Genomic DNA, 16870 nt, shown 5'->3' with positions numbered 1-16870 from the left:
CCAAACGTTCCCGGGACACGTACTGCATAGCGATTGCGATGTCGAACTGGTACCCGGCCAGCAGTCCCGCAAGTCATTGAGAGCATTGAAGTCACAACCTGAGTACTAAATTGGCGCAGTTCCCAGCTTTCAGAGAAAGGGGCCTGAAGAGAGAACGGTCGGGGCCTCGATTGGGCGGCGTGGTTCTCAGGGGCGGCGGCAAACCCCTTTGAAACAACGCGTTTTTCCGGCTGGCGGATCGCCTCGGAGAGCGTTTCGGGGAGTGCGACTGGCGGAGGGGGTGGGATTCGAACCCACGGTGCCCTTATAAGGGGCACAACGGTTTTCGAGACCGCCCCGATCGACCGCTCCGGCACCCCTCCGCGTTATCCGTCCGCGGTGTTAGGGTTGTGCCCGCGACGACGGCGCATGTTAGCGGGATATTTTCGCCGGGACAATATCAGGTTCCCGCCCCACCGCTACTCGGATGGTGGATCGCGGTGCCAGCGGCGATGCGGGTGCAAACGCGTTCCTCGCGCAGCACCGTTCTCTCCTGCGCGCAGTCGACGCGTAGAGCTGCCAGTCCAATGGGAGTGGTGATGGTTGCACGGACATTTCAATTGAATGTTCGTTGCTTCCTAAGCAGGCCATCGAAACGCAGCCATAAGATTATCGCGTATACGGCCAGAAAGCTTGATGCGCACACACATAGAAACAATTGAAATATATTCATTCGAATATAGACGTATTGGTGAAGTCAATTTGATCTAAGATTCCATGGAGGCAATCAAAACGGACCAGCGCCTGCCCTGTCTTGCCGAATACACGGTAGGCATTTTATCCTCATACGGACCGCTGGCGCCCAGATGTTTTCTTTTCACAGCTGGTGGTTAGCGTGCACGGGATGGCCGTTTTGACTGGGATTTAACGGGGAGTAGGATTATGAGCACTGTTACCGGGACATCGGGTAACGATACAATTCTGGTCGGTTCCACGTCCGCAGGCGTAGTGACCAGTCCTTTGCCGTTTCCGCCGTTCACATTTCCGGGGACGACAAACGCCAACGATACCGTCGATGCCGGCGCGGGCGCGGACTCGATCGTCGGCGGCGGGGGCGCCGATAACATCGACGGCGACGTCAACGACAGCCCGGTCGGCTTCACCACATCCGAGAACGACACCATTCGTGGCGGTGGCGGCAACGATTCGATCCAAGGGTACGACGACGACGATTCGATCTTCGGCGACGCCGGCAACGATTCAATCCGCGGCGGCAGCGATGCCGATACCATCTTCGGCGGCGACGGCAACGATAACCTGAAGGGCTTCACCTTCTTCACCGTCGCGGGCTCGCTTGACGCCGGCGATTCGATCGACGGCGGCAGCGGCAACGACACCATCGACGGTGATGGCGGCAACGACACGCTGCTCGGCGGCACCGGCGATGATACGGTCAACGGTGACCTCGGTGACGATACCCTCGACGGCGGCACCGGCGCCGATTGGCTGGTCGGCGGCGCTGGCGCCGATAACATCGATGGCGATGGCAACGACAGCCCGATCGGGTCGACCACGTCGGAAAACGACACCATCTTCGGCGGCGACGGCAACGATTCGATCCAGGGGTACGACGACAACGATTCGATCTCTGGCGACGCCGGCAACGATTCAATCCGCGGTGGCAGCGATGCCGACACCATCCTCGGCGGCGACGGCGACGATAACCTGAAGGGCTTCACCTTCTTCACCGTCGCGGGTTCGCTCGATGCCGGCGATTCGATCGACGGCGGCGGGGGCAATGACTTCATCGACGGTGACGGCGGCAACGATACGCTTGTTGGCGGCACCGGCAACGATACCGCCACCGGCGATGAAGGCAACGATACCCTCGACGCCGGCGGCGGCAACGATTCGCTGCTCGGCGGTGATGGAGCCGACAGCCTGAACGGCGGCGCCGGCTTCGATTCACTCGTCGGCAACGACGGCGACGACACACTCGCGGGCATCGCCGCGGACGACAGCATGACGGGTGACGACGGCGACGACTTCATGATCGGCGGCGTCGGCAACGATACGATCCGCGGCGGAGAGGGCGCGGATTCGATGCTCGGCAACAACGGCGCCGACTTCATGGAAGGCGACCCCGACGTCGCCGTCGGCGGCGTGGCGACGGAGAACGACACCCTGCGCGGCGGCGGCGGCAATGATACGCTGCTCGGTGGGGACGACGATGACCTGCTGGTCGGCGATTCGCAGAACGATTCGCTCAATGGCGGGCTTGATAACGACACGCTGCTCGGTGGTGGCGGATTGGATACGCTGTTCGGCGGCAGCGGAGACGACCGCCTGGTGGGCAGCGAAGCCCGCGACCTGCTCGTCGGCGGTCTTGGCAGCGACATCTTCGATTTCAATGCCGTCAGCGATTCACGCGTCGGGGGGCGGGACACGGTCGATGGTGTCGACGGAATTGGCGCCGGCGGCGGCGATCGCTTCGATTTGTCAACCATCGACGCCAATACCCTCGTCGCCGGCAATCAGGCGTTCGCCTTCATCTCCGTCGGTGCCTTCACCGGCGCCGGGCAGCTGCGCGTGATCAACGACGGCGCCAATACCCGCATTCTCGGCGATGTCGATGGCGACCAGGTCGCCGACGTCGAGATTTATGTCATCGACGGCGCCACCACTGCCGCTGACTATCTGGCGATCGACTTCATCCTCTGACGCATTTGGGTCCCTTTCTCCAGCGGGCGCTCCTCGTGGCGCCCGTTTTTTTTATCGCGTCCGGGTCTGCAGAGCTCCGTGAGTAGCCCCCCCTTTCCAATCGGGCTCCGGCGCGCACGTTCTTGCGCGTGGTCAGGACGCCGTGCGCACCCAGCCGTTCGTGGCTTCATCCGATATCCGCTCCCAAAGCGCCTCCGCCGACAGCGGTCGAGCCAGGTGGAACCCTTGAGCGAAGTCGCAGCCTTCAGCGCGGAGAAGGTCGAGCTGTGCCTCGGTTTCCACGCCCTCGGCGACCACCTGCAGGCCGAGATTATGGCCGAGGACGATGATCGCCCGCACGATCGCGTCGGCATTGAGGTCGCTGCCCACACCGGCGATGAGAGAGCGATCAATCTTGATGCGGTCGACCGGGAGCTGGCGCAGGCGTACCAGATTAAGGTAACCGGTGCCGAAGTCGTCGATTGAAATGGAAACGCCGAGAGCGCGGATCCGGCGGATGCAATCGGCCAGTTCCCCCTCCCCGGTTAACGGAAACGCCCGCTCGCTGATCTCAAGCTCGATCGACGATAAGTCGCAATCGCACATCGTCAACGTCCGCTCAAGATCGGGAAACGCATCTCGCCGCCGCCAATGGACGAGGGATACGTTGACCGCGGTGACCACCCTGCCCGCTCCGCTCCCGCTCCACTGACGAGATTGCGCGCAGGCACGCCGGATGGCCCAGTTGTCGATCGACGATACCAGTCCGTTGGCTTCGGCGATGGGAATAAATTCACGCGGCATGACGATACCCTGTGTGCCGTTGTGCCAGCGCAGAAGCGCCTCGGCACCCGCGATCCGACCATCGCCAAGCGAGATTTGCGGCTGATAAACGAGGGTGAATTCCCCCCGCTCGATAGCGCCACGCAAATTGCGCAAGACCGTCATCCGGGTCTCGATGATTGCCGTCATGTCCTTCGAATAAAATTCGTAGCCCGCTCGCCCGTTCTCCTTTGCTCGGTACAGCGCGAGGTCGGCGTTCCGCAGCAAACGGTCGGGATCTTGTCCGTCGTCCGGAAATATGGTGATGCCGACGCTGGCGCTGACTTGAACGATGTGTCCGTCCAAATCGAACGGTTCGCTGAACGCCCGCACGATATGGTCCGCAACCATCGCGGCGGACTCGGCTCTCTCAAGATCCGAAAGGACGATGGCAAACTCGTCGCCACCGAGGCGCGCGGGTGGGTCCTCCCGTCGCACGGTCTGCCGCAGCCGCTCTGCCGCCTTGACCAGGAGGAGATCACCCGTCGGGTGTCCAAGCGAGTCATTCACGTCCTTGAAGTGATCAAGGTCGATCAGCAGTACCGCCGCGCACCGTTCGGATCGCGTCGATCGGCTTAGAGAGCGCGCGAGGTCTTCGCGGAAAAGCGTGCGATTGGGCAGTGTGGTCAGGGGATCGTGCCGGGCAAGCCGCTGGGCCTGATCCTCCGCACGTCGGCGTTGCACCGCGGCGGCGACCGTCGTCGCCACGGAGCGAACGAAATTTATGTCGTCCGTGGCAAGGCTCTGCGGCCCGGTGCTCCACGCCTGCAGTACCGCCTGAGCACGACCGTCGATCCAGATCGGCACGCACAAGATGCTGCGGACACCGCGACCGGCCAAGGGCGGGCAGACTTTCCATGCCGGGTCGCGGGCGACATCGTTCACGAGGAGCGGTTCGCCGCACATGAGAGCGCGGCTAGCGACGAAATCCGGGTCCGCCATAAAACGCGTCTCCGGGCAGTCCTCACCCGGCGGCCCGGCGTGCGCGCGTACGATCAAAACGTTGTCCGGATGCCGTTGCAGGATGAGCGTGCCGGTCGCCGAAAGCCCGTCCCTGACGATGGCGGCCGCCTCCGCGAGAACCACATCGAGGGCAAGGCCGGATAGCGCGCGCTGACTGAAATCAACCACCGCCGCCTGAAGAACCGTTCGCGCGGAGACCCGATCCTCAAGATTGCGGAGCAATTTGCGGTTCTCGAAACGCAAGTCCAGGGACTCGATGATCGCCTTGTGCATTTGTGGGCCAACCACGAGAACGGCAATCATGTACGTCAGGAACATCGCCGCCATTACCAGATTCTCGTTTCCGCCCTCCCAGACCAGTCGCAGGCAGAAAGGCAACAGAGACAGAACGACATAAAGGCGAAACGCGGGTAGATGAGCGGTCAACAGGGCCAGCGCACCGGCGGCCATTCCGCCCAGCACAAAGGCCGTCAGCGTCGCCAGGATGACCGATTGAGGTAGAAAGAACACCGCTCCGGCGATACCCCACAACAGGCCGCTGGCCGTAGAGCCGGTGACGGCCGCGAATTCCCAGCCTCTCCAATCCCCAGCCGGCAGGTTACGGTACCTGTACCAGGCAGCCGCTCGGCCGGCCACGCTCAGCAGCAGCGCCGAGAACCAGGACCAAAGCAGCCAAGTATTGATATCATGCGCAAAAAACCATGCGAGGAGCGTGCCGTTGACGAGGTTCGCGCCGAGAATAACCGGCATCCTCGCGTGCAGCATGGCCAAGGCTGCCCGGTCCACGTCGCGGTCTCGGTGTTCCGCAGGTCTATCTTTCCCTATCATCGCGGCATACCGCGCCCTTAATGGGGTATAAAGGGTAGAGAACCACCGCCCTCAAGTAAACGACGGTCTCGCCGCTCGTTCATGACCTAGGCGCTCGTGTCCCGCCGACGCCGTCTCGCCCGTCCTTACAAGGATCTGCGAAACCCAGCCCTGCCCCGGTTTCATGTTCAGCTCCAGCGTGTCAGCGAAACTTCTGGACGTAACCGACTAAGTCGACGGCCGGCAGCGGCCGCGAAAAATACCAGCCTTGAGCTAAGCCCACGCCCCGATCGCGCAAAAAGGCCATTTGATCCCGTGTCTCCACGCCTTCGGCGATGACTTTGAGCCCGAGCGCGGACGCCATGTCGACGATCACCTGGGCAAGGCCCGCACTCGCCGCGTCAGAGCCGATCGTCTTGACAAACGCCTTGTCAATTTTCAGGAAGTCGAGCCGGAACATCCCGATGTAAGCGAGGTTGGAGTAGCCGGTTCCAAAGTCATCGATCGCCACGCGTGAGCCGAGTTCTGCGAGCCCCTCGATCACCTCGCGGCAGAACGTGTCATCGACAAGCCCTCTTTCGGTAATCTCGAACAGCATCTGCCGCGGTCGAATATCGGTTTCCTCGGCTGCCGCTTTGGCGTCGGCGACCACATCCAGGTCAAGGAAATGGACCGGCGCAAGGTTGATCGCGACGTGAAACCCGTCATCCGCGCGAAGCAGCTCGCCGATTTCTTCTCCCACGCGGCGCATCAGCCAACGTGTCATCGGCACGATCACCCCCGTCTCCTCGGCGAGGGCGATGAATACATCCGGCGGAAGGATGCCGCGTTTCGGGTGACGCCAACGGATGAGCGCCTCGGCACCGGCGCAGCGATTTGCATGCAGGTCGATGATTGGCTGGTAATGAACGATGAACTCCTGTTGATCGAGCGCCTCGCGCAATTCGTCACCCATCGAGGGCCGCCGAATGGCGAGCCGCACAGCGACGAGAATGATGACGAAACCGACGGCACCACCGATCACGCCATTGATCGCCGCCAGACGCCGCCATTCCGCGAGCGCCGAAACGCGGTCGGCGGCGATCGCGATCTGAACGCCGAATATCCCCGAGTCTTCCTCGGCGCGGAATAACTGCTCATGCGCGCGCGACGGCCGGCCGAGGACGGCGAGCGGAAGGTCCTGCATGGTCACTTCGACGGAACCGCCGGTGCCGAGAGCCCCCGGCCTTAGCGGACTTAAAAGCACTTCCGGCGGCACGAGGATATTGACGAAGTCCCCATTTGGCAGTCGCTGGGAGATGATGATCGACTTGCCCGGCGTGAATACGGTCGCCACCGGCGGGGTTATGACGAAATCCGACCCGTCCGGCTCGATCGTCCGGGGCGATCCGACGGCGCGCGGTGGGTCCAGCCGCCCGTAAGAGTTGCAGGTGAGGAAGCCGTCGCTTGTTACGTAACCGATGTCGCGCATCGCGTAGAGCGCGGCCGCCTTGGTGCGCATTGCAAGTATGAGCGCGTCGGTGCAGCCTTGCTGTGCCACTTGACTGACGTCCGTCAGCGCTTCCACCGCCGTCTTCAAGACATCGTGCACGTTGTCGGCCACTTGGCGAGCCAGCACATCAATGCGCTCCTGTGCCTGCTCGACGGTGGCAAGGTACGTCCATCCAAGGCCGACGACGATCGGAACGATCGCAAGAAAGCTGCCGCCGAATCCAAATATCAGCAGCCGGCGCGTTCGCCTTTTCAACCTCCCCCCCTTTATCGGCTGACGAAAACAGCCGTCGCGTGTACTATGCGGAAAAAATGCATTGGAGCGTGCGCTATCGTATCACGAACCCGGAACTAGATTGAGAATTGAACGAAGGTTCAGCTGAAGGTTTAATGCGCCGCTCGCGCGAAGACCTTGTCGCCCGCAGGCGCTGCGCGTTCCCAGACGGCTCCCAGCCGATGACCGGCGCTAGGACGACGTTAAGTCCTGTTCAAGGCACCCTGGCGCGTTCCACACAGCAAATCCTGCCACTGGTTTCGCGCAATATTGGCTACCAGCAATGGCATCATCCGCCTCGACCATTGCGTCTCGGCGATTATCAAAGAGCGGCGAGCAGCCCGAAACCGGTCCGCTTCGCGGCAATCTCGACCAGAAAAAAGTGGTGCGGGCGGTCGGGGTCGAACCGACACTCTGTCACCAGAACCGGATTTTGAGTCCGGCGCGTCTGCCATTCCGCCACGCCCGCGTCTTTGCTGTCGTGCTCTTCGCCTCGCTTTGCCGGTGGTCCAGCGTCTATCCAGACGTCCGTCGACGTGAGACGTCAACCTGAGCGAGGCACAGGTGCCACCTTACTCGTCCTCGCCCGCAATTTAAGCGGCAGAAGATTGCGCCACAAGCGCCACGTGCCCGTGCACGGCAAACCTCCGCCGCATACTCCGCCACGTTCGGCGTACTCAAGAAGACTGCCCGAGACCTAGCGGCGAATGGACCTGTCGGACGCGATGGTGTTCGCATTGACCTTCACCGGAATCCGAACGGGAACGAGACCGCGGCCGGGTGCCATCCCGCCCTGGCGCGTGTTTTGCGGCTCGAAGGCCAGCCACGGCTCAAGGAGAGCGCTATAGAGCGCCATGCCATCGCGCACAAGGCTGAGTTGTAGTTTTAAGAGGGCGGTAAACGGATTCGGCAGCATCCGGCGAGTCCTCGCTCGTTGTCACTAATTGTCTATTGCAATAAAATTGCCTGGAAATTGCCCAATCGTCAATTGAGGAAAATTCCGGACTGTCCACCGTGGCGCGTCACCAACCCGTGGTCGCAACCCACCGAAGGTTGAGCTTTCGTTGCCTACCGGCGCCGGAAACCCGGCATGCGCGAGAACACCTGCTTTCCGGAACGAGGCGCCGCGGCCGGGTGCCTACCGCCGCCCCTGGTTCCGTTCGGGCCGGCGCGATCCGGCCCGGCCTTTTGCCCGGGACGGATCGCCAGCTTTCGCCGACGCGTCATCCATGGAGGCGAGCAGCGGCGGTGGTGCCATCCCTGGCCGATCGAGGCCCATTTCGTGCACCTCGAGCCGGCGGATCTCGTCGCGGAACCGGGCCGCGTCCTCAAATTCGAGATTAGCGGCGGCCGCGCGCATCTTTTTTTCCAGCTCGCCGATCACCGCCTTGAGATCCTTGCCGACAACGGCCGTCGCGCCGGCAGCGCCGAGATCGACGGTGACGTAGTCCGCCTCATAGACGCTTTGCAGCACGTCGGCGATGCCCTTCTTGACGCTCTTGGGGGTAATGCCGTGCTCGGCATTGTAGGCCATCTGCTTCTCGCGTCGGCGCTCGGTCTCCCGCAGCGCATAGTCGAGCGAGTCGGTTATCTTGTCGGCGTAGAGGATGACACGGCCGTCGACGTTCCGCGCCGCGCGACCGATGGTCTGCACCAGCGAGGTTTTCGATCGGAGATAGCCTTCCTTGTCGGCGTCGAGGATGGCGACAAGCACACATTCGGGGATATCGAGTCCCTCGCGCAACAGGTTGATGCCGATCAACACGTCGAAGGCACCCAGCCTGAGGTCACGGATGATCTCGATGCGCTCGAGCGTATCGACGTCCGAATGCATGTAGCGCACGCGCACGCCCTGCTCGTGCAGGTATTCCGTGAGGTCCTCGGCCATGCGCTTGGTCAAGGTGGTGACCAGGACGCGACCACCGGCGGCAGCGGCGGTGCGGCATTCGCCCATCAGGTCGTCGACCTGCCTTTCCACCGGCCGGACGATGCACAGCGGATCGATCAGCCCGGTCGGGCGGACCACCTGCTCGATGATCACCCCGCCCGTCTGCTCCAGTTCCCACGGTCCGGGCGTCGCCGAGACGAAGATCGTCTGCGGGCGCATCTGGCGCCATTCCTCGAACTTCAGCGGCCGGTTGTCGGCGCAGGACGGCAGGCGGAAGCCGTACTCGGCGAGTGTCGACTTGCGCTGGAAGTCGCCGCGAAACATCGCGCCGAGCTGAGGGACGGTGACGTGACTCTCATCGACGACGAGCAAGGCGTTCTCGGGAATGTATTCGAACAGGGTCGGCGGCGGCTCACCGGGATTGCGGCCGGTCAGGTAGCGCGAATAGTTCTCGATGCCGCTGCATACGCCGACGGTCTCCAGCATCTCGATATCGTAGGTCGTGCGCTCCTGCAGCCGCTGGGCCTCGAGGAGGTGGCCGTCGCGAACAAACTCCTCGATCCGTGCCTTCAGCTCCTGCTTGATACGGGGAACGGCCTGCTGCAGGGTTGGCCGCGGCGTTACGTAGTGGCTGTTCGGATAGATGACGATCTCATCCAGCCGGCCGAGCTTCTCGCCGGTCAGCGGGTCGATCTCCCAAATCGTCTCGATTTCGTCCCCAAACATCGACAGCTTCCAAGCCCGGTCCTCGAGGTGCGAGGGGAACACCTCGACAATGTCGCCAGGCGCGCGGAAAAAGCCACGGGCGAAGGCGAGATCGTTGCGCTTGTACTGCAACTCCACGAGCCGCTGCAGCAGCGCCTTGCGCTCGATCGTCTGCCCGGTCGCCAGCGTCAACACCATCTGCGCGTAAGTTTCGACCGCGCCGATGCCATAGATGCACGAGACCGAGGCGACGATGATCACGTCGTTGCGCTCGAGCAGCGCCCGGGTGGCGGCGTGGCGCATCCGATCGATCTGCTCGTTGATCGATGAATCCTTGGCGATGTAGGTATCGGTGCGTGGAACGTAGGCTTCCGGCTGGTAGTAGTCGTAATACGAAACGAAATACTCGACGGCGTTCTCGGGGAAAAATCCCTTCATCTCGGCATAGAGCTGGGCCGCCAGGATCTTGTTGGGCGCCAGTACCAGCGTCGGCCGCTGGACGGCCGCAATGACGTTGGCGACGGTGAACGTCTTGCCGGACCCGGTGACGCCGAGCAGCACCTGATCGCGCTCGCCGCCTTCGAGTCCCGCGATCAGCGCCGCGATCGCCTGCGGCTGGTCGCCGGCCGGTCGATAGCCTGAGGCAAGCGCGAAGCGACGGGTGAACGCCACCGGCGGCCGCCTGGCCGGCATGAAGATGGCGGGATTGGTAAACGCGACCATGGCCTCGTTTATAGGGATGCGCCAGCCGGGTTGCCAGTGGCGAGGTCGCCGCCGAGAACCAACAACCGGACGATCTTCGTAAAACCGTCGCTTTGCCGGGCGCTGGCGGTCGGGTACGTCTGGCGGTTGCACGGCGCGGGTGACGGAATGTCAGCGAGACAACCACGAGGCGCGAGACATGATGATGCGTCGCATCGGGGCGAGCGCAGCGGGCGGGCTGATGATCGGCCTCGCCGCCTGGGACGGCGCGGCGGCACCCCCGCCCCTGACCGGCACGTGCGCGATCGTCGTATCCGCCACGGCCGTCGTGGCCGGCGCGTCCTGTCCGGGGCTCAATCCGCTGGCCGTTCCCCCTGGTACGCCGGTGTTGTGGTGCTATCAGGTCCGCAACGAGACCAACATCGACCTCGACGGTGTCGCCATCTCCGACGCGATCCTGGGCGTCGTGCCGGGCCTGCTTGACGAGACCGGCGCTGGCGAGACCTCCGACTTCGTCTCGATCACCGGCGAGGCAGCGTTCGGCACGCACGCGGCGACGGGCGAGGGCCATGATGCGTTCTATCGACCATTGGCCTGCAGCGCCGGCGAAATCACCATGATCAAGGCTGCCCCCGGCCTCGGTCTGAGCGTCACCGCGACCGTCGACCCATGCCCGGGCGCAGCCGAGATCACCGTCGATTTTGGGGCCGACGTGACCTACTGCCATGCGCTCGCCAACCTCGACGCGACGACAAGCCTGACCAACGTCGCCGTTATCGACGACCAGTTCGTTCCTCAACCGATCGCCACGATTGCCTCGCTCGCGCCCGGCGAGAGCCGGACGCTCACCGCGGTGCGTCCGGTGGTGACGGCGACAACCGTCAATTTCGTGACCGCCACCGGCACGCCGGTATGGTCAGTCGAGACATTCCCGCCGGTCGCGGCGCAGACTTCGGTTCTGGTCACCACTGAAGAGCCGTGAACGGCGCCTCAGCCGGCGAGACGCGCGGCGGTGTTCAGTGCGTCGATGACATCGAACAGGCGGGCGGCGTAGTGATCGCGCAACCGCAACGAGGCCTCGCCATCCCCACCGAGCTGCCGCGCCAGCGCATCGATCAGGCGGTGAAGCCGGCGCTGATGCAGACCCAATGCCCGCTGCAGCGGATCGCTGACGATGCCGGCGAACGCGGTGAGCATCGCCGCGCCCAGCATCAGGCCGGCGGTCACCCCGGCGACGAGCGCGGCCGAAGGCTGCGCTACGACGACGCCGTACCATAGTGAGCCGAGACTCGCGCCCAGGGGGAAGCTGGCGATGGCGAGGTGCTGGGCGACAAGGCCGGCGAGCAGCGGGCCCAGCGACAAGGCGCCCGGCGTCAGTTTCTGAAAAGCGCTGGCACCGGCGCCCGCCAGCATCATGTTGTTTACCAGCTCGGCGGCGGCGGTGCGCGCGCCCGTGTAGGTGTCGAGCGTGGCGCCGAGCCGTTGACGTACCAAGGGATCGTCGCGATGGCGCAGGACGCGCGCCGACGCCGCACCAAAACGGGCCGCGAGCGCCGGATCGGCGAGGAGCGCCTCCGCCAGGGCGTCCTTCGTCGATTCACGGGCCCGGTCACGACAGGGAAGCCCCAACAGATCGACGTGCAACCGCCAGACAAGCTCGCGCGCGACGCTGGTGGCAAGGAACACGTTGCGGCGACGCAACCAGCGCGCCGCACTGCGGACGCGCATCCGTCCCAGTCCGCTCGCGGCGAGTTGTATCAGCAGATGCACCGGAACGAGCGCGACATTGGCGGGGGCGCGCAGCAGATCGAGGCCGAAGGCCCGCCGGTGGAGGCGAAAGGTGCCGGCGAGGCTGAAATTAGCACGAGCGAAGTCGTCCACCCGCCCGTGGCACGCCGCAGCCCAGCGCGCGACAGCAGCGGCAAAAATCGTCTCGATCTCGGCCGCGCCCGGCAAATCAGCCGTCGGCCCGGCGTCTTCCGGCGGGATCATCGCACACTCGTCACATAATTGTACCGGCGGCCGGACGCCGTTGCAGGTCTGCCGCCGGCGGCTTACTCTCCTGCTCATATGTGCAATCGACCGGAGCTTTCAGATGTCCTTTCTCGCCCAACGCCTCGCTCGCATCAAGCCGTCGCCGACCATCGCGGTCACGCAGAAGGCGGCCGAGCTCAAGGCCGCGGGTCGCGACGTCATCGGTCTTGGCGCGGGCGAGCCCGACTTCGATACGCCACAGCACATTAAGGACGCCGCCAAGGCCGCGATCGATCGCGGCGAGACCAAATATACCGCCGTTGCCGGCACGCTGGCGTTACGACAGGCCATTTCGGCCAAGTTCGCGCGGGAAAACGGGCTCACCTACGCGCCGGATCAGATTTCCGTCGCCTGCGGTGGCAAGCAATCGATTTACAACGCGCTGATGGCGTCGCTCGACCCAGGCGACGAGGTGATCATCCCGGCGCCGTACTGGGTTTCCTACCCCGACATCGTGCTGCTCGCCGAAGCCGATCCGGTCATCGTGCCCTGCGCCGCTGAGCGCGGGTTCAAGCTCGATCCCGCCGATCTCGATCGGGCGATCACCCGGCGGACAAAGTGGGTGATCCTCAACTCGCCGTCCAACCCGACCGGAGCTGCCTATAGCGAACATGAGATGCGGGAGATCTGCAACGTTCTCGCGGAGCATCCGCGCGTCTGGGTGATGAGCGACGATATCTACGAGCACGTCATCTACGACGACTTCCGTTTCACCACGCCGGCACAGATCGAACCGCGCCTTGCCGAGCGGACGCTGACCCTTAACGGCTGCTCGAAGGCCTACAGCATGACCGGCTGGCGCGTGGGCTATGCCGCCGGCCCGAAACCGCTGATCGCGGCGATGAACATGATCCAATCGCAATCGACGACGCACACCTCGTCAATCAGCCAGGCGGCGGCGGTAGCAGCGCTCAACGGGCCCCAGGACTTCATCGCCCAGAACAATGCCGTCTTCAAGGAGCGCCGCGATCTTGTCGTCGGCATGCTCAACCAGACCATGGGTCTGGATTGCACCTGCCCGGACGGCGCGTTTTACGTCTATCCCTCCTGTGCCGGTACGATTGGCCGCCGCACCCCCGACGGCAAGACGATCGCCACCGACGAGGACTTCGTCACCTATCTGCTGGAAGCGGAAGGCGTTGCCTGCGTGCACGGGGCCGCATTCGGCCTCTCCCCCTACTTCCGCATTTCCTACGCCACAGCGACATCGGCGTTGGAGGAAGCCTGCCGGCGCATCCAGCGAGCGTGCGCCGCGCTGGTCTGAGGACGACAACAGCGGGTAGTTCTGGCTTTAACAGCCGATGAGCGCCGTCCTATGAAGGCGCCGCACCAGATCGGATTCGGGCGGAATCATGGCGGACGATCAGACAGCGGAAGGGCAGACGTCCTCGGCCGGGGAAAATGCCTCCGAGCCGTTGCAGCACCCGTTGGTTATGCCCAACCGCTCCCGCGGCAAACGCCTCGCTTTCGTCATCGGCGGTCTCGCCATCGCCACCCTGATCGCTTATCTGGTGATCCACCAAAAGGCCCCGCCGGTGCCGGCCGTCGCTGTCGAGACGCCGGCGGCGGCGCCCGAAGCGGCGGCTTCCCCTCCCGGTTTCGAGATCCCCCCCGGCTTCAAGGCCCCCCCGGCTTCAAGGATTGCGGGACCTGCCCAAAGATGATGGTGATTCCGCCGGACGCTTCACGATGGGCGCGGCTGACGGTGACGCCGACGCCGCAGACTCCGAACGCCCGTAGCACCAGGTCACGATCGATCAGCCATTCGCGATCGGGCGCAGCGAGATCACCTTCGCGCAGTGGCAGACCTGCGTTGCCGATAAAGGCTGCGACGGGCTGCAGCCCAATCACGAAGGATGGGGGGGGGCGGACGTCGGCCACGACCATACGGTCTGCCGCGACTGCGGCAGCACCCGGGACGGTCAGCAGACCGCGCCGGTCGCCTCGTTCCCAGCCAATCCCTTTGGACTCTTCGATACCAGCGGTAACGTTTGGGAATGAATTGAGGACTGTTGGCGCAGCGACTACCGCGATGCCTCGCCGACGGGAGTGCCGCCCGTCGCGCGCAAGGGGTGCGATAAGCACGTGCTGCGCAGTGGCTCGCGGGATTCTTCCTCGTCCGAGCAGATACGCGCGTCGGCGCGCGGCTGGGGCGAGGCGGACGGCCGCGACAACATCGTCGGCTTTCGGGTGATCACCAGTGTGCGACCGGCCGATGCTGGCGCGCCACCTCAGCCATCGCACCAGACGCGAGGCAGGCGCGCCCACGGTCAGCGGCCTCTGGCGGTATCCAGTTCGCCCAAGAGATCGACGAGCTCGCCCATGAGCACCAACGTGTCGCCCGCGGTGATGATGGTTTCGGGCGAGGGAACCTGTGGTGGCCGGTCTTCGCCAGCGGGGTCGAGCGCGATCACCCGGAAGCGGTTGCCAGCGTCGCGCTCAATGGCGGCGCAGGTCTGCCCCAGCCAGCTCTGCTGCGCCTTCACGGCGAGGATGCGCGCCTGATGTTGTAGCGTGACGTAGTCGACGACATCGGGAAAGGTCAGCGAGGCGGCGACCTTGGCGGCGATATCCCGGTCCGGCTGAACGACCGCGGAGGCGCCGACCAGCGTCAGGATGCGCCGGTGCTCGTCGTCCACAACCTTGACCACGATGCGCGGCACGCCGATCTCGCGCAGGTAATGGGTGAGGAGCACGGTGGTCTCGAGGCGTCGGCCGACGGAGATCAGCGCGACATCAACCTCGCGAATGCCGATTTCGTCGAGGGCCTCGTGATCGGCGGCATCGGCGACGATCGCCTTGCCGACCTGCCCCATGATCCGCTGCACGGTGGCGGCGGACTTATCGACGGCGATGACGTCGTTGCCGAGCGCGTTCAGCCAGACGGCAAGGTTGAAGCCGAAGTCTCCGAGACCCAGGACGGCGATTCGCATCGTTTACCTCGTTGGCTCAGCCGACCATCAGCGGCTCTTCGGCGTAGCGGATCGCGGGGCGCGGGCGACGGCGCGAGATGGCCACCGCGAGCGTCAGCGGGCCGAGACGACCGACGAACATCAACACGATCAGCACGATCTTGCCGGCAATGTTGAGGTCAGGGGTGATGCCGGTGGTCAACCCGACGGTGCACAGGGCCGAGACGACCTCAAACAGCAGGCCCAGGGACCATTGCAAGGAGTTGTGCGCCCGCTCCTGCGCCACCTCGCAGGCGGCGAGCACGATAACGGCAACAATGACGACGATCCCGGCAAGGACGAGAATGATCATCGCCTTGTTCAAGGTATCGGCGGCGATGCTGCGATTGCCGATCCGCGGGTGCGTGTCGCCGCGCAGGCGCGCCCGGCCGAGCGCGAACAGCACCGCCAGCGTCGTCGCCTTGATCCCGCCCGCGGTCGAGCCGGGGCAGCCGCCGACGAACATCAGGGCAATGGTCACGTAGAGCGTAGCGGCGGTGAGATCGTTGTAGGAAACGGTGTTGAACCCGGCGGTGCGGGCGGTGACCGACGCAAAGAAGCTGGTCAGCACGACGTCGCCAGCGCCAGCCCCGGCAAGCACGTTCTGCCGTTCGAGCACGGCGAAGGCGATGGCACCGGACACAAGAAGAATGGCGGTGACCACGAGCGCGGTTCGCGAATGCAAGCTGAGTTCCTGCAGCCGCCCGCCCGGCGGCCGACGGAGCCAAGCGGCAATTTCGGTAATCACGCTGAAGCCAAGGCCGCCGATGATGATCAGCAGGGCGATCGGCAGCACGATCATAGGGTTGTCGCGATCACCCACCAGGTTGTCGGCACGCAGCGCAAAGCCGGCGTTGCAGAACGCGCTGATCGCGTGGAAGACCGAGTACCACAGTGCATCGCCGAGCGGCAGCCGGCGACTCTCCTCGACGAACAGGATCGCCGCGCCAGCAGTCTCGATCACCATCGTCCACGCCAGCACCCGGCGCAGCAGCGCCCCGTAGGCGAGCTTGCGGTTGGATACAAAGCTCGACGAGACCGCATCGATACTGGAGAGAGAAACGCGCTGGCGGAGCAAAAGGAAGAAACCGGTCGATAGGGTGGTGATGCCGACCCCGCCGATCTGGATCAGCAAAAGAATCACCGCCTGGCCGAATCCACTGTACCGGCTCCCGGTATCGACCACGTTCAGGCCGGTCACGCACACCGCGCTCGCCGCGGTAAACAGCGCATCGATGAAGCTGACCGGCGCGGCGCGGTGGGCGATCGGCAGGGCCAGAACCAAGCCGCCCAGCACCATCGCGCCGGCAAAGCCGATAACCAGCAGCCGCGACGGATCCTGCAACGCGCGCATCGGACGACGAAGGCTCCGTTCGAAAACAAGGGGCTGCGGGGCTTATAGCGTGGGCGATTGCCGCCGGCCACCGCTGCTTTGATGGTACGCACGTGCTGGCACCGCTTTCACCATTCGGTCTTGATTCGGATTGAAGCGGCGCTAGGCTCGCTTTACGCGGTCGACACTTGCCCTGCGCTGGTGCGGGGCACACCAAGGCG

The 16870-nt window shown here is 64.2% G+C and carries 12 protein-coding genes and 2 tRNA genes; 5 read left to right on the top strand and 9 right to left on the bottom strand.

Going from position 1 to position 16870, the window contains the following annotated elements; translation table 11 throughout:
• Positions 1–269: 269 nt before the first annotated feature.
• Positions 270–362 (bottom strand) — tRNA-Ser (locus tag IPK66_15300).
• 559 nt (positions 363–921) lie between these two features.
• Here IPK66_15300 and IPK66_15295 point away from each other — a divergent pair.
• Entirely contained in the window at positions 922–2700 is a 1779-nt protein-coding gene (locus IPK66_15295) for a calcium-binding protein (protein MBK8176579.1), read from the top strand.
• A gap of 132 nt (positions 2701–2832) precedes the next feature.
• Here the strand turns inward: IPK66_15295 and IPK66_15290 are convergent, their stop codons facing one another.
• The 5 genes from IPK66_15290 to uvrB form a co-directional block, all read right to left on the bottom strand.
• Entirely contained in the window at positions 2833–5229 is a 2397-nt protein-coding gene (locus IPK66_15290) for an EAL domain-containing protein (GenBank protein MBK8176578.1), read from the bottom strand.
• Between the two features lie 244 nt (positions 5230–5473).
• Positions 5474–7018 carry an EAL domain-containing protein gene (locus IPK66_15285; GenBank protein ID MBK8176577.1) on the bottom strand — a complete coding sequence of 515 codons (1545 nt, stop codon included), beginning with the start codon at positions 7016–7018 and terminating at the stop codon, positions 5474–5476.
• Between the two features lie 401 nt (positions 7019–7419).
• Positions 7420–7505 (bottom strand) — tRNA-Leu (locus IPK66_15280).
• A gap of 228 nt (positions 7506–7733) precedes the next feature.
• Entirely contained in the window at positions 7734–7952 is a 219-nt protein-coding gene (locus IPK66_15275; protein MBK8176576.1) for a hypothetical protein, read from the bottom strand.
• 222 nt (positions 7953–8174) lie between these two features.
• Positions 8175–10322 (bottom strand): excinuclease ABC subunit UvrB, encoded by a 2148-nt coding sequence (gene uvrB, locus IPK66_15270; protein MBK8176575.1) that lies wholly within the window; start codon positions 10320–10322, stop codon positions 8175–8177.
• Between the two features lie 208 nt (positions 10323–10530).
• On the opposite strand from uvrB, the gene IPK66_15265 reads away from it, so the two are divergent.
• Positions 10531–11313 (top strand): hypothetical protein, encoded by a 783-nt coding sequence (locus tag IPK66_15265; protein MBK8176574.1) that lies wholly within the window; start codon positions 10531–10533, stop codon positions 11311–11313.
• A gap of 8 nt (positions 11314–11321) precedes the next feature.
• Here IPK66_15265 and IPK66_15260 read toward each other — a convergent pair whose 3' ends face one another.
• Positions 11322–12323: a hypothetical protein gene (locus IPK66_15260; GenBank protein MBK8176573.1), complete on the bottom strand. Its 1002-nt coding sequence runs from the start codon at positions 12321–12323 to the stop codon at positions 11322–11324.
• 103 nt (positions 12324–12426) lie between these two features.
• Between IPK66_15260 and IPK66_15255 the strand changes: the two genes are divergently transcribed.
• From IPK66_15255 to IPK66_15245, 3 genes are all read left to right on the top strand, one after another.
• The gene (locus IPK66_15255) at positions 12427–13629 is read left to right on the top strand and encodes a pyridoxal phosphate-dependent aminotransferase (protein MBK8176572.1); all 1203 of its coding nucleotides are present in this window, start codon (positions 12427–12429) and stop codon (positions 13627–13629) included.
• A gap of 88 nt (positions 13630–13717) precedes the next feature.
• A complete protein-coding gene (locus IPK66_15250) occupies positions 13718–14029 on the top strand; it encodes a hypothetical protein (protein MBK8176571.1) in 312 nt (103 codons plus the stop codon).
• A gap of 88 nt (positions 14030–14117) precedes the next feature.
• Positions 14118–14366 carry an SUMF1/EgtB/PvdO family nonheme iron enzyme gene (locus IPK66_15245; protein ID MBK8176570.1) on the top strand — a complete coding sequence of 83 codons (249 nt, stop codon included), beginning with the start codon at positions 14118–14120 and terminating at the stop codon, positions 14364–14366.
• Positions 14367–14635: 269 nt separating this feature from the next.
• Here the strand turns inward: IPK66_15245 and IPK66_15240 are convergent, their stop codons facing one another.
• Positions 14636–15298 (bottom strand): TrkA family potassium uptake protein, encoded by a 663-nt coding sequence (locus IPK66_15240; GenBank protein MBK8176569.1) that lies wholly within the window; start codon positions 15296–15298, stop codon positions 14636–14638.
• Positions 15299–15314: 16 nt separating this feature from the next.
• Positions 15315–16670 carry a potassium transporter gene (locus tag IPK66_15235; protein ID MBK8176568.1) on the bottom strand — a complete coding sequence of 452 codons (1356 nt, stop codon included), beginning with the start codon at positions 16668–16670 and terminating at the stop codon, positions 15315–15317.
• Positions 16671–16870: the final 200 nt, after the last annotated feature.

This window comes from Rhodospirillales bacterium (assembly GCA_016712595.1).
Classification (GTDB): Bacteria; Pseudomonadota; Alphaproteobacteria; order Rhodospirillales; family Defluviicoccaceae; genus Defluviicoccus.
Note: the sequence above shows the minus strand (reverse complement) of the source record. Positions and strands in the feature narration are given on the sequence as shown.